This window comes from Clostridium sp. AM43-3BH, from assembly GCF_003479985.1.
Lineage (GTDB): Bacteria > Bacillota > Clostridia > Lachnospirales > Lachnospiraceae > Otoolea > Otoolea fessa.
Map to the genome: position 1 here is coordinate 411,977 of NZ_QUIH01000002.1, position 14,063 is coordinate 426,039.

The following is a 14,063-nucleotide window of genomic DNA, read 5'->3' on the forward strand; positions in this document are numbered from 1 at the left end:
TCAGAATTTTCCCGTTCCTCCTACGCTGCCATATGCCTGAATCTGGCTGACATATAGCTTTATGAATCGAAGCTACTATAGCATATTTTGAAATAGTTTGCAATGAAGCAGAAAAAATGGCACTCCGCCCGTCCAGGCGGAATGCCCCTTTTTCTGCTTTCAGCTTCAATTTTACCAGCTTTTCTATTTCTCGTCCCGGCTGCACGCGCGCAGCTGGTGCTCATGCTCATATTTTTCTTTCGTCGCCATCCCGCCCCGGATATGGCGTTCCGCTTTGTTGATGTCCAGTACCACACGCGCCCGGGATGCAAGCGGCGGATTGATATGGGAAAGGCGCTCGGCCACATCTTTATGCACGGTAGATTTACTGATCCCAAATTTCCGGGCCGCCTGCCGCACTGTCGCATTGTAGTCTATGATGTAATTAGCGATCGCAACCGCCCGTTCCTCGATATATTCCTTCATGGGAGTTCCCCTGAGAACGTTTTTTACATCTTATTACATCGGTTTCCGGTTTATGCAAATTCCCTTTCCCAAACAAAAACACTGCCGATTAGTAGTTCTCCGCACGGCGGTGTTTCCGCAAGTCGTTTCTCTTCACGCCAGCTTCCCACTCTGCCTTCTCCTCATCGGTCTCGACAAGCAGTCCCGGAACTTCCATCGGATGCTCGTTTTCATCCAGCGCTACCATAACCACATAAGCGGTATTAACCAGTTTACGTGCGCCGCTTAAAGACTCTACGAATGTATCGACACGCACTTCCATGGAGGTTCTTCCAACGTAAGTCAGCTTACCCTCGATAATCAGGGTATTGTTCAGGTGGACTGCCTCTTTGAACTGCAGGTTATCAACCGATGCAGTTGTCGGATTGCAGTGCGCGTGGCGGCGCGCAACAACGGTCGCTACAACGTCGATCCATTCCATCAGCTGACCGCCAAACAAACGACCAGCACCATTTAAGTGACTATTTAATACAAGCTGTGTCTGGATAACAGCTGAATCCGCTACGCGGCGCATAATTCTTTCTTCCATAATTTATTTCTCCTTTCGAGAAGGATGCCTCTTCCAATCTCCCGCTTTCGAAGGACTTCCCTGTGATATGGTACCTAGTATACTGGCTTTCCCTCAAATTTGCAAGTATTCCGCTGCAAAAATTCTGAATCTTTTTAGTTATACATCCTATTGGCAGTAAACTATAAATGTAAAAAAACGACCGAAGAATCTGGGGGCAGCGTCTGTTGTCTTTCGCTGACTCCCATCATCTTCAGCCGTTCTCTTATTTATCCTCTTCCCGCGCCGTGATCATCCGATAGATGAAATCCACGGTTCCATCGATACCGTAGCTGGCACTGTTGATACAGAGATCATAATTGTTGGAATGTCCCCAGTTTCGGTTTGTATAGTAATGATAGTACTGGCTGTGGACATGATCCAGATGCTTTAACATATGGCGTGCCTGCTTGACCGTCAGGGAACTGTCAATCTCCATCGCACGTTTGATACGCTGCTCAAACGGCGCCGTGATGTAGATACTGATATGCGGGATGTTGTTATTTGCCATGATGGCATCTCCGCATCGTCCCAGAATAACAAAATCTTCCTTCTTCGCCATGTCAACCAGAAGGTCGCTCTCGTTGAAGAAGACCGCATCACGCTTCGGCAGTCCATGGAAACGGCTGAACTCGCGCATGCGCTGGCGCAGGGTCAGATGGCGCTCCGGGATGAATGCCTCACTCGGGTTTACATTGGCATCCTGATCGTGCGCCGGCTCTTTCTTGATTCCCGGCTTGATTCCGTAGCTGACAGAATCCTGTATAGAATCCTTCTGAGCCTCGAGACGTTTCAGAACCGCTTCAAAGATCTCCGCGTCGTAGAAATTGATTTTCAGCTTATCTGCCAGCTTAAATCCGATATTTACACCGCCGCTTCCGTAGGTCCAGCTGATACATACGATCAGGTGGTCATTTTCGGAGAAACGGTTTTTCAGGTTAAATGTATTCAGCTTCGCCAGCTCTGCGTTGATAACGTCGCCGCTCGCGAAACTGGTCGGCAGACTCATGACTTCGGTCAGAATCCGGTTGTACTCGGTCATGACGAGCTTCCGCTCTTCCTTATTCTCGATGGTACGCGCCATGTTTCCGATCAGGGCAATCTCACTTCGAACCAGGTTACCCTGCGGGCGTGTCAGCATCAGATGAGTCAGCTCATCCACGCAGCGCTTCCGGTCACGATTGAAAACACGTCCCAGAGAAGAACCTAACTGTGCATAAACCTCCGCATCCAGATCGTAAATACTCTCCGCCAGTTCACGGATTCGTTTTTCATCTCTTCCAGGCACCGTGCTGCCCGGCTTCTTCCCTGCTGAATCCTTTTCGGCTGCATTTTCCGCACCCGTTACTTCATTCGCATACTGGGCGCTGTCCTTTTCAAGCGCCTGCTGCGTCTGATTTTCCATATTATCTGTATTGGTATGTTCCTGATTGTTGCTCATCGTCACTCACCCCCTATAAAAAGAATAACAGCATATCAAGTGCAAAGACCGGAACCAGAATACCGAACGACCAGAGCAGATATCCGAAGAAGGACGGCATACGCACACCGTTTTCATCCGCAATCGACTTAACCATGAAGTTCGGTGCATTTCCGATGTAGGTGTTCGCACCCATAAATACCGCACCACAGGAGATCGCCATCAGCATCTTGATCGGAACCGTTCCTAACGTCGTCACCATGCCCTCCGTAAATCCAAGCGCACCTGCCGTTGTTAAAAATACCAGATAGGTCGGCGTGTTATCCAGGAAGCTGGACAGCAGACCGGTCGCCCAGAACATTTCAAACGGCTCGGAGATGCCCAGATTCGCGCCATTTGCTTTCAGAATCATCAGGGCTGGCTGCATCGTGATGAAAATACCGATAAACAGAACCGCAACCTCCTGAATCGCGCCCCAGGTAAAGTGGTTCTCACGGCGGATCTCAACCTTCGTGGTCTTGAAGGACAGGAAGGCCGCCACCAGAATGATCACAATCTCAATGATGGCCGGATAGCTTAATTCTACCTCTCCAAACAGATGGATGCCAAGCACCTTTCCGGCTGCATCCTGGAACTGCGGCATGGACGGTAAGGTACCGCTTAAAATAACGGCTGCCACGATCATAACCAGGAAAATCAGGTTGTGCGCGCCGCGCAGCTTTACTTCGGTACCCGGTTTGCTGATATCCGGTTTCAGACCGCTCGCGATATCCTGACGATATGCCCTCTTATCAATAAAATAGAAGATTGTCAGCAGCACCAGCATATTGAAGAATAAGATCGGCGCCAGATGTAAGCTCCAGAAGAACGGTACGCCGCGCATGAAGCCCATCAGCAGAGGCGGGTCACCGATCGGGGTCAGACATCCGCCGATGTTGGATACAAGGAAAATAAAGAAGATAATGATATGACGTTTCTTCTTTCTCCATGCATTCATCTTGACAACCGGACGAATCATCAGCATACTGGCACCGGTCGTACCGATCCAGCTTGAAAGCAGGGTTCCCAGTGCCAGTAGTCCTACATTGACACGCGGAGAACCTGCCAGGTCACCGGACATCGTGATATTACCGGCAACGCAGAAAAGTCCAAATAACAAAATAATAAAGGTCAAATAGTCATTGACCAGGCATTCCAGAACCGTTTCCAGTGCTGTCCCCGCACTGTAACGCATCGCAAACGGAATGATAAAAAGAATTGACCAAAGAGCAACCGCATGAGGCTGGTGCTCTTCCCACCATTCTGCCTTCACAAGCGGCAGAATCGCAATACAGAGAAGCAGTCCCGCAAATGGAATACACATCCAGAGCGGCACAGAGGATGCCGATGCACCGCCTTCCTGTTCTGCTGCCAGAGCCGTCATCGGATTTGCCATCAAAAATAATCCCAGGCTCGCGCAAAACGCACTCAATCTTTTCACCTTCGTAACCTCCCAACTTTTTTCTTTTTTGTTTTACATTTTCCATTTCAGCCACTCATTATAACAAGTTTATTTCCTAAATACAACCGTGTTTTTCACGTTGTAAGCGTGATTTTCCGTGAATTTTTCGTTAAAAGTACCTTATATTAATTCTTATTAATAAGTGTTGTAAGCCTGTGCTCATAACATAAACAAATACCTCTTTTGTGTATAGAAATTATGTATAATACTGTAATTTCACGTTAGTGCCTTTTTGTGTAATAGGGGATTCCAAGGAATTTCCTATTACACAAAAAACCGCCCGCCGATATCCCGACAGACGCTTCCTACATTCACATATAACTTTCTCTTGAACTATACTCTCTTTCCAGAGTTCATATTTCAATTCCATATCTTCCCCGCCATCTTCCATCTTTTTCCTGCAGCTGTTTTCGCGCTTCATTTTAAGCCAGCCGCCCGATCTCTCGCGGTATTCCTTCGTGGTTTCTTTTTCGATATGTGCCAGTTGGCAAATCTGCCGCTGTATAACCTGCTCTTTCGCAGCGTTCACACATATTCTCTCTCGAACCTGTTTTATTATAGCGCTTTTTTGTAAAATTTATTTCCGCTTTTTTGTCAAATCTTTGTAAAAAAATCAAGCAGCAAATTGGAGAAACTGTCTCATTTACTTTTTATCTTCTTTATGCTATAGTTAGCCTGTATTTTGCATTCAGATGTATTACGAATCCATTCGGAAATTCCGGTGCCATCCCGTGCCGGAATTCTCAATGCCTTATCGTGTTTTATAAATATCAGAAGGATTTTCAGGAGTATTGTATTCATGCAGGCGAATATATTTAAGATCAAACGAAATGAATTGGCTGACGGTTCCGGGCTGCGGACTACGATTTATTTTAAAGGATGCCCCCTGCGCTGTGTCTGGTGTTCAACACCGCAGGCGCATGAGCGCCCGACCCGGATTCTCTGGGACAGCAAGCACTGTCTCTACTGCAATCTCTGTGTCAGCGAATGTCCCACCGGAAGTCTGGCATTTTCAGACAACCGTCTCACCTTTACCCCGGACACCTGTACATTCTGCCGTGCCTGTACGGATCACTGTCCGTCCCGAATGCTTCATTTCGTCGGTCAGATGATGAATATGGATGAAATCATGGAAAAAATTCTTGCCGACCGGGAGCTCTATGGAAATGGCGGCGTCATTCTCTCCGGCGGCGATCCGCTGATGCAGCCGGAAGCAGCCACCGCTGTCCTGAAAAAATGTAAAGAACACGGCATCCGCACCGCGATTGAGACGACCGCTTTCGCCAAACCGCTGGCCTTTTCCCGCTTCATCGCCAACGCAGACATGATTATCATCGATTTAAAACATTATTCTGAAAAGAAATATGTCCAGTTCACCGGCGTCTCAAATCATTCGATTCTGGAAAATCTGGACTTTGCCGTCTCTATCGGAAAAAAAGTGGCGGTCCGCATTACCATTACCCCCGGCATCAACGACACGCTCATCGATGCCCGCAGGTATGCCCACCTTTTGTCTGAGCACCACATCAGACATGTAATTCTGCTCTCCTATTCAAATCTGGGGATCATTAAATATGAAAAATACATGCAATCTCCGACGCTTGCCCGCGAGCAGACCTTCTCCGGCCAGGATATGGAGAATTATGCGAATATGCTGCGCGGACTGGGGTTTGATGTGCAGATTGAGCAGTAGGGAGGCGGCAGGATTTTTCCATTGCCGCCTCCCATACATTTTTCTATCGATTCGTTACTGTTCACGCATACGTGCCCAGTAACGGAATTTGCCGTGGCTTCACATTTCAATACGGCAAATTCCTGCTGCCACCACGTTTTCTTACGGCACTTTCGGTTCCAAAAGTGCCTACCCGTGAACCGGTAACATCTATTTCCTTGTTTCTCTATTTTTTCCCAAATTTTTCATTGATTTTTTTTCCACCCAATGCTATAATGTGTTCAATATTTAATTTATTTATCAAAAAATGAACATGAACCATTTGCAAAAATCCTCATTTTTACAAATGATTTAAAAGGAGGTTTCCCATGCAAAATCCACAATTCCAAACAGCGCCAGAGCCAAAACGCCTGGACTGGACCACGATGGTCGTCCCATTTCTTCTTATTATAATACTCTGTCTCTGCTTTCTGGCTGCGCCAGATGCATCCAAGGCAGTGTTGGAAAATCTCCGGAGCTTTCTCGGGGAAAACTTCGGTGTCGGCTACCTTGCCATCGGACTCGGCATTTTTCTTCTGTCAATCTACATCGCCTTTTCCCGCTACGGAACCATCCGGCTCGGAAAACCGGATGAGAAGCCGCTCTATTCCAATTTTGCCTGGGGTTCGATGATGTTTACCTCCGGACTTGCGGCGGACATTCTCTTTTACTCCCTGTGTGAGTGGGTTCTCTACGCCAATGACCCGCATCTGGCAGAAATGGGCAGTATTCAGGACTGGGCGAGCACATACCCGCTCTTTCACTGGGGTCCGATCCCGTGGGGCTTCTATGTCGTGCTCGCCGCTGCCTTTGGCTTCATGCTTCATGTGCGCGGCTGCCATAAACAGAAATACTCCGAAGCCTGCCGCCCGATCCTCGGAAAACACACAGACGGGCTTGCCGGAACTCTGATTGATCTGATGGCGGTCTTCGCACTGCTGGCCGGCACAACCACGACTTTTACGCTGGCGACCCCTCTGATGAGCCAGATCGTCTCCGAACTCTTCGGATTCGGCGACACCCGCCTCATCACCATCGCGATTCTGGCAGTCACCTGCCTGGTATATACCGTTTCCGTCGTGCGCGGCATGAAGGGCATCCAGAAGCTCGCGGCGTCCTGCGTCTACCTCTTCTTCGCTCTTCTGGCATATGTGCTGCTGTTTGGCGGTGAAGCACGCTATATCATCGAAACCGGCTTTTCCTCCATCGGAAATCTGGTACAGAACTTTATCGGACTCTCCACCTACACCGACCCACAGCGCACCACCTCATTTCCGCAGACATGGACAATGTTCTACTGGGCATACTGGATGGTCTGGTGCGTCGCTGCCCCGTTCTTCATCGGAACCATCTCTCGTGGGCGTACGATCCGGCAGACGATCCTCGGCGGCTACGTGTTCGGGCTTGGCGGCACGTTTGTGAGCTTTATTATCCTCGGAAACTACAGCCTGGGACTCCAGGTGTTCGGAAAACTGGATGTCATGGGGCTTTATGCCGCCAGTGGCGACCTCTATTCCACAATCACTGCCATCATCCGCACGCTTCCGCTCGCCCCGATGGTCCTCGTTCTGCTCGCGGCGGCGATGATCGCCTTCTATGCCACCAGCTTTGACGCGATCGTACTGGTTGCCTCCGCCTACTCCTACAAGAACCTGACAAGCGAGGACGAACCGCACATGGCGATCAAAACCTTCTGGTCCCTGAGCCTGATTCTGCTGCCGATGGTCCTCATTTTCAGTGATAATTCAATGGCAAACCTGCAGACCGTGTCCATCATTGCAGCATTTCCGATCGCGTTTATCATTCTCCTGATCGTGGCGGCGTTTTTTAAAGATGCGAAGAAATATCTTTCAAGCTACCATGGTATTTGAACGAATTGATTGAGTGTTGTTAAAAATATCCCGAATGCACTTTCCGATGCATTCGGGATATTTTTCTTTATCTATAAGCTCTCCCGCAGATACTCCCGCGTCACACTCCGCTCCGCTTCCAGCATCTCCTTCGGTGTCCCGGCAAAGAGCAGACTGCCGCCTGCGAGTCCGCCGCCCGGTCCAAGCTCCACGATATAGTCGGCGTCCTTCATCATATCCAGGCTGTGCTCGATGATAAACAATGTATTGCCCTGATCGGTCATCCGGTTGAAAAGCTTCATCAGACGGCGGATATCGTCGAGATGCAGCCCGTCGGTCGGCTCATCCAGAATGAATATCTGTCCCCGCTCATCCAGCTTGCTCGCCAGCTTCACACGCTGCAGCTCGCCGCCGGAAAGCGTCGTCATCGACTGATTCAGGTGCAGGTAACCGAGTCCGACCTGTACCAGCGTATCGAGTTTCTTCACAAAATCCGCATCTTCAAAGAACTGGATCGCCTGACGGACGGTCATATCCATGACTTCCGCAATATTTTTTCCCTTGTACTGATAGTGCAGCACTTCCTCCGAATACCGCGTTCCGTGGCAGACTTCGCAAACCGTCTCAATCGAATCCATATATGCCATATCCGATATAATTACACCTTTTCCCTGGCACGCCGGGCAGGCGCCCTTGGAATTGAAACTGAAATATGCCTGTGCGACATGGTTCGCTTTCGCAAAAAGCGCCCGGATCGCATCCGCGATATCCAGATACGTCGCCGGGGTCGAACGCAGATTGATACCGATATCCTTCTGCCGGATCGAGATCACCTCGCCTGGATACTGGCTCGTAAAATATTCCATCAGGGAGCTTTTTCCCGAACCAGCCACACCAGCGATGACCGTCATCACGCCAAGCGGCAGTTTTACGCTCAGATCTTTTAAGTTATGAAGCTTCGCGTGCTCAACCTGATACCATCCGTTCGGCTTGCGGTACTCCATCTTCATCGGCGTTTTCGTCCGCAGCATCCGCCCGGTCACAGTGTCCGCTTTCAAAAGGTTCTCGTAGCTTCCCTGATACATGATCTGTCCACCGTTTATGCCCGCTTCCGGTCCCATATCCACAATGTGATCCGCCAGAGCGATGACTTCCCGGTGGTGTTCCACAATCATCACGGTATTTCCGTGCTCTTTCAGCTTGATCAGCGAATTTTTGAGATTCTGGATATCGCGCGAATGCAGTCCGACGCTTGGCTCATCAAGCACATACATCATATCGGTAAGCGGCGAATTGATGTAACGCGCGATCTTGATACGCTGCGCCTCGCCGCCGGAGAGAGTGTCTGTTCCACGGCTTAAAGAAAGATAGCTGAGTCCGATCTCAATCAGCGCATTCATCCGCTTCAGGATCTCGGTCTTGATATCGCGCGCCAGCGGATCGTCGATCTGGCGGATAAACTCTGCCGCCTCCGGGATCGGCATATCCGAAACCTCGCAGATATTTTTTCCGTTAATCAGGCAGCTCCGGATCTTCGCATTCAGTCTCGCCCCGTGGCACTCCGGACACGTAAAGGTGCTGACAATGCGATCCAGCTCTTTCTTGTGAAGCTGTCCTTCCTTAGATGTAATGATACTGCGGTACATACGCGGATAAATGCCCTCGTACTTCGCGGATTTCGGCCAGTTTGCCGGCGGATTTTTCAGGCGGATCTGCGGCGAATAGAGAAATAAATCCATCTCCTCCTTCGAATAATCCTTGATCTTCTTGTCCAAATCAAACAGACCGCTGTACGCGTACCGCTTCCACCGCCATGCGCCGGTCGTGAACGCCGGCCACTGGATAACGCCCTCATCGTTTAGGCATTTATCAAAATCCACCAGCTTGTGGATGTCCAGCTCCGTCACAACGCCCAAGCCCTCACAGCGCTCACACTTGCCGCTCGGATGGTTGAAGGAAAAGCTGTCCGAATAGCCGACAAACGGTTTGCCCACACGTGAGAAGAGCAGGCGCAGCAGCGCATAGATATCGGTGTATGTGCCCACCGTTGAGCGGGAGTTTGCCACCGGCTTTTTCTGATCGATCACGATCGTGACCGGAAGATTCTCCATGCGCTCAACCTCCGGACGACCATATTTCGGCAGAAACTGCTGGACAAAACTTGGAAATGTCACATTCAGCTCCCGCCGCGACTCTGCCGCAATCGTATCAAGGCAGAGCGATGATTTACCCGAACCGGACACACCGGTAAAAACCGTGATTTTCTTTTTCGGAATTTTCAACGACACATGTTTCAAATTGTTTTCCGTTGCATTCACAATGCTTATGTACTCCTGATTTTCTCGTTCCATCTGGCATTTTTCCTTTCTTAAGCTGCATTTTCCCGTCCCAGGTTCCTTTATTTTAAAGGTACTCAATGCTATCCTGATCTGTACGCGGCTATCACGCACAAAAGCAGACAGAAAATACCCCTAAGAAGCATTTTCCGTCTGCTTTTTTATTTGACTTCCTGCTTTACACGCACTCCGCCGAACAGCAGAGGCATTGTCTTTCTTGTATACTCTCCAAGCGCATAGCCACCGTCTGAAATGCAGTAATCATAGATGATTGCCCTCTCGCAGAGTGCATACATATGTGCAATCTCGTAATATGGCATACTGCGGGTAATCTGCCCCCGGCGCTGCCCCTCATCGACCAGCTGATTTACCATCTTATAGTAAAAACGGTTCTGGTTTAAAAGATGCTTATCCCCCTTTGTCACCACCTGTGAGGAATAGAGTGACGCCAGAAGCCCTACCGGGATATCCGACTCTATCAGATCATGTACACTGAAGCAGAGCGTCATAAGCTTGTCAAAGCTGTCCATCTCCGGATCCAGCGCCTGCATTACCTCTTCATACTTTGCATCAAAGATCTCTGGAAGAGATGCCAGAAGCTCATCCTTTCCGCTATAATAATGATAGAAGCTTCCCTTTGATGTTCCAGACTGCAGGATAATCTCATCGATCGTCGTCTCCTCATATCCCTTCTCATGAAACAATTTCCATGCAACACGGGCAATTTTTGCTTTTGTGTTATTACCCTTCGCCATTTGCCTTTTACCTCTTAACTTCTCAATAATCGTAATTTCAGGGAAACATTCCTAGTCATCTAATTTACCTTTTTGTTTACCTGAATCCAGCCGAAAGCAGAGTGGATAATCTTCCTCATCTGCTTTCGACAATTTAATTTATTTTATCATTCTTTTCCTGTGAAGTAAAGAGATTGTTCCATATGTCTATTTTTAATACCGTTTTCACATCCGGTGAACTTTGGTATGTGCATGGCAGCTGCACTGGGGATGCACCGGAACTTCTATCAGATCCGTGGACCACGTTTTGGCATCAATGAACAGCATTTTTCCAATCAGCGGCTCTCCCTTGCCCAAAAGAAGCTTCAATACTTCTGCCGCCTGCATACACCCGATCATGCCGGGAATCACGCCAAGCACACCATAAGCAGCCGAATTCGGGTTTCCGGATGGGTCCTCTGCCTCCGGACAGAGACAGCGCAGACATGGTCCGTCCGATGCGAACACGGTAACCTGTCCCGCAAATTCACAGATAGCTCCATATACATCCGGCTTTCCCAGCTTCATACATGTGTCACTCAGCAGATAGCGGGTTGGAAAATTATCCGAAGCATCCACAATCACATCAAACTTTGCAAGAATTTCTTCTGCATTTTCATCTGTAATCCCCTCTGGGTATAATTCTACCTGCACCGAATGATTCCGGCTCTGAAGCTGCTCCGCCGCCAGTTCTGCTTTTGCCTTTCCAATGTCCTGTTCCCGGTAAAGGATTTGCCGCTGCAGATTGCTGACATCCACCCGGTCAAAATCAGCAATCCCGATCGTACCGACTCCTGCTGCTGCCAGATAGAGGCTGACGGGAGATCCAAGTCCCCCCGCCCCGACTACCAGCACCCGGCTTTCCGCCAGCTTTTTCTGTCCTTCTTCTCCTACCTCCGGCAGGAGAATATTTCTTTTATAGCGTTCTTTGTCTATCTCCAAACCAGCGTCTCCTTTCTGAATCAACCGCCCCCCAGTAAATGATAAATCTTCAAATCATCTGCTTCTTCAAGTGTTACTTTATCATAGTCTTCTGGCCAGACCAGCTGCCCATTTACCTTCACGACCAGCTTGGGCCAGGTAAATTTCATGTGTTCCATCACACCCCTGATTGTCAGTCCTTCATGCCAGTCCGGATATGGACGGTTATTCAGTACCATTATATCCACTTCCCTTCTGCAACGTATTAATGAATAGTCTTACTGAAGCGGCTCAACTACTTCCAAAAGCTCCGGAAGATCCATGCCAAGCTCTTTCAGATGTGCAATTGTCGGAACACCGTTTAAATTCCAGCCGCGCTTCGGATATACCGCATCAATCAGCTTCTCATATTCCCCTTCTCTGTGCTTTCTGGTCGCAGCCATCTTTTCCTTTAAGGACATTTTTTCGACTTCTTCTTTTGTAAAACCAACCAGCTCTACCAGCTGACCATCGTAGCGCTCCTGACGGGACAGATATTCTTCTTCCGTAACCGGTCCCTGGGAGCGGTATGGAATCGCATCGTTCGCACGCAGTCCCTTGCCCAGACGAATGTTGAAAACACGCTGGAAATTGTAGATACGCTCGGACATTTTAATCATCTCATCCCTATCAATCTTGACCCCAGTAACACCATAATAAAGATCCAGATAGTTATCTACGTGCTCCGGTACCTTCGCCGGTTCATCGGTCAGGCTGTTGTCAGCCGGTACAATATCATTCCACGGCAGCTTGCAAAGTCCCAGAAGACCAAACCAGGTTCTAAACATCGGATAGTAATACAGCGCCTCCGCCTTATCCTCAAAGGTAGGAATCTGGTTATTTACCTGATCCATGAAAATCAGCCATGCCTCATCATGCTGCGGTCCCTTATTGGTCAGACCATAGCCGCCCTGCTGCGCCAGGGATTCTTTGGAAGCATACTCTGAATATTCAAGTCCCTTCTGTTCCATCGCGATATCATTCATGAAATCCATATCGCCCCAGCCCTGCGCTGCAAAATACTCTTTCTGCTTGTGGCTTCCAAGTGCCGCAATCTTGCCAAAGCCTTCGTTTCGCGCCATCTGGTGCAGCAGCTCCAGCTCCGCCTCTGCATTGCCCCATACAAGCTCCAGACCGCCGGTTCTCTCCTTATTCAGGATACCATTTTCATAGCATTCCATCAGGAAGGCAGTCATGGTGCCAAAGGAAATCGTATCAATGCCATATGTATCACAGTAGAAATTCACTTCCAGGATTACCTGCGGATCGGTTACACCGCAGTTCGGACCAACACCGGCTGCTGTCTCATACTCCGGACCATCCACACATACTTTATGTCCCTTATACGGACCTGTCTTTAATTCAAACTGATCGGCTGTTTTAGCACACGCCATCGAACATCCATACCAACATCCGTCCGCTCCGCCCTGGGTCAGCCATTTATTTCTCCATACCTCCGGTGCCATCTCATCGATCTTATCCGTTCCGCCATATTTATAATTGCGCGTCGGCAGAATATCATAATCGCTCATGATACGCAGGGAGTATGCTGTTCCGGATTTACGCATTGAATTCTGTTTGTCATCCTGTGTCGCCACCTCACGATGGAATTTCAGGCCATCCCGGTTCAGGATACTGATATCATATACATGGTTCAGATTTGCTTTTACGCCTTTAAAATGGCATACCAGCGCTTTAATGTGCTTGTCCGCAAAGACACGTCCGATACCACCACGTCCAGCCTGTTTTAAGCGGACTACATTTCTTTTCGGATCATAGAATGTAAAATTCAACATAGAGAGGTTGCAATGATCCGCCGCCGAACCGGAGCATACGACCGCCACGTTTTTGCGATCATTGTCATCCTCCGCATACATGGTTGTCAGCTCTTCGCCCAGTACATGTGCATCTTTATGCTCTAACGGTGCTTTTTCAATTGAAACGGTTCCCTTATTGCCATCAATGACAATAATCACGTCTTCCTCCGCTTTTCCAGTCAGCTCGATCACATCAAATCCGGAGAATTTTAAGAATGGGCCAAAATATCCGCCGACGTTTGAATCAATCGGGATATCTGTCATCGGTGAAATGCTGCATACCAGGCATTTTCCGGTACCGCCGTACTGCGTAATTCCGGCAATCGGTCCTGCCGACATGGTGATGGCATTTTCCGGAGAATTCCACTTTGTATCCGGATTCGTTGCATCCCACAGATAACGCAGGCAATAACCTTTTCCGCCGGTAAATTTTTCTTTGACCTCCTGAGGAATGTCGATCATATCGATGGTGTTATCTGTCACATTGATTCGAAGACGCTTATCCGTATATCCATGATACAGCGGCTTTGGCTCATATGTAACCTGATTGAGAACCGTGTGGGCCTCTTTCATTTTTTTGATTTCTTCCATATCTGCGTCCGCATAACGCGGAAGATCACACATTTTAATCATGCCTTTCTCCT

General features: G+C 48.8%; 11 protein-coding genes. 2 read left to right on the forward strand and 9 right to left on the reverse strand.

Translation table 11 applies throughout. From position 1 onward, the window contains the following. Nucleotides 1–183: 183 nt before the first annotated feature. The 4 genes from spoIIID to DW931_RS05275 all read right to left on the reverse strand — a co-directional run bounded on the left by spoIIID (nt 184) and on the right by DW931_RS05275 (nt 3,951). On the reverse strand, nt 184–465 hold the full coding sequence (gene spoIIID, locus DW931_RS05260; RefSeq protein ID WP_117796058.1) for a sporulation transcriptional regulator SpoIIID: 282 nt from the start codon (nt 463–465) through the stop codon (nt 184–186). 88 nt (nt 466–553) lie between these two features. Continuing rightward, nucleotides 554–1,033: an acyl-CoA thioesterase gene (locus DW931_RS05265; RefSeq protein WP_107001412.1), complete on the reverse strand. Its 480-nt coding sequence runs from the start codon at nt 1,031–1,033 to the stop codon at nt 554–556. Nucleotides 1,034–1,277: 244 nt separating this feature from the next. Further along, nucleotides 1,278–2,492, reverse strand: a complete 1,215-nt coding sequence (locus tag DW931_RS05270; RefSeq protein ID WP_022360314.1) for a cytidylate kinase-like family protein — start codon at nt 2,490–2,492, stop codon at nt 1,278–1,280. Nucleotides 2,493–2,505: 13 nt separating this feature from the next. Then, nucleotides 2,506–3,951, reverse strand: a complete 1,446-nt coding sequence (locus DW931_RS05275; RefSeq protein WP_227589679.1) for a sodium:proton antiporter — start codon at nt 3,949–3,951, stop codon at nt 2,506–2,508. Between the two features lie 820 nt (nt 3,952–4,771). Here DW931_RS05275 and DW931_RS05285 point away from each other — a divergent pair. Continuing rightward, nucleotides 4,772–5,665 carry a glycyl-radical enzyme activating protein gene (locus tag DW931_RS05285; protein WP_118481930.1) on the forward strand — a complete coding sequence of 298 codons (894 nt, stop codon included), beginning with the start codon at nt 4,772–4,774 and terminating at the stop codon, nt 5,663–5,665. A gap of 347 nt (nt 5,666–6,012) precedes the next feature. Continuing rightward, entirely contained in the window at nt 6,013–7,554 is a 1,542-nt protein-coding gene (locus DW931_RS05290; RefSeq protein ID WP_117796061.1) for a BCCT family transporter, read from the forward strand. A 71-nt stretch (nt 7,555–7,625) separates the two neighbouring features. On the opposite strand, the gene DW931_RS05295 is transcribed toward DW931_RS05290, so the two are convergent. The 5 genes from DW931_RS05295 to DW931_RS05315 all read right to left on the reverse strand — a co-directional run bounded on the left by DW931_RS05295 (nt 7,626) and on the right by DW931_RS05315 (nt 14,052). Beyond that, complete coding sequence (locus DW931_RS05295; RefSeq protein WP_117796062.1) at nt 7,626–9,884, reverse strand: excinuclease ABC subunit UvrA; 2,259 nt, start codon at nt 9,882–9,884, stop codon at nt 7,626–7,628. 146 nt (nt 9,885–10,030) lie between these two features. After that, the gene (locus tag DW931_RS05300; protein ID WP_107001407.1) at nt 10,031–10,624 is read right to left on the reverse strand and encodes a TetR/AcrR family transcriptional regulator; all 594 of its coding nucleotides are present in this window, start codon (nt 10,622–10,624) and stop codon (nt 10,031–10,033) included. Nucleotides 10,625–10,828: 204 nt separating this feature from the next. Then, complete coding sequence (locus DW931_RS05305; RefSeq protein ID WP_182430022.1) at nt 10,829–11,584, reverse strand: HesA/MoeB/ThiF family protein; 756 nt, start codon at nt 11,582–11,584, stop codon at nt 10,829–10,831. Between the two features lie 20 nt (nt 11,585–11,604). Then, complete coding sequence (gene thiS, locus DW931_RS05310; protein ID WP_022360324.1) at nt 11,605–11,802, reverse strand: sulfur carrier protein ThiS; 198 nt, start codon at nt 11,800–11,802, stop codon at nt 11,605–11,607. Between the two features lie 39 nt (nt 11,803–11,841). Further along, nucleotides 11,842–14,052: an aldehyde ferredoxin oxidoreductase C-terminal domain-containing protein gene (locus tag DW931_RS05315; protein ID WP_207663584.1), complete on the reverse strand. Its 2,211-nt coding sequence runs from the start codon at nt 14,050–14,052 to the stop codon at nt 11,842–11,844. Between the last annotated feature and the right edge of the window lie 11 nt (nt 14,053–14,063).

What these genes read in the sequence shown, in the direction of transcription:
- DW931_RS05265 (WP_107001412.1), bottom strand. Translation starts at nt 1,033, where the DNA reads ATGGAAGAAAGAATTATGCGCCGCGTAGCGGATTCAGCTGTTATCCAG.
- DW931_RS05290 (WP_117796061.1), top strand. Translation starts at nt 6,013, where the DNA reads ATGCAAAATCCACAATTCCAAACAGCGCCAGAGCCAAAACGCCTGGAC.
- DW931_RS05295 (WP_117796062.1), bottom strand. Translation starts at nt 9,884, where the DNA reads ATGGAACGAGAAAATCAGGAGTACATAAGCATTGTGAATGCAACGGAA.
- DW931_RS05270 (WP_022360314.1), bottom strand. Translation starts at nt 2,492, where the DNA reads ATGAGCAACAATCAGGAACATACCAATACAGATAATATGGAAAATCAG.
- spoIIID (WP_117796058.1), bottom strand. Translation starts at nt 465, where the DNA reads ATGAAGGAATATATCGAGGAACGGGCGGTTGCGATCGCTAATTACATC.
- DW931_RS05315 (WP_207663584.1), bottom strand. Translation starts at nt 14,052, where the DNA reads ATGATTAAAATGTGTGATCTTCCGCGTTATGCGGACGCAGATATGGAA.
- DW931_RS05285 (WP_118481930.1), top strand. Translation starts at nt 4,772, where the DNA reads ATGCAGGCGAATATATTTAAGATCAAACGAAATGAATTGGCTGACGGT.
- thiS (WP_022360324.1), bottom strand. Translation starts at nt 11,802, where the DNA reads ATGGTACTGAATAACCGTCCATATCCGGACTGGCATGAAGGACTGACA.
- DW931_RS05300 (WP_107001407.1), bottom strand. Translation starts at nt 10,624, where the DNA reads ATGGCGAAGGGTAATAACACAAAAGCAAAAATTGCCCGTGTTGCATGG.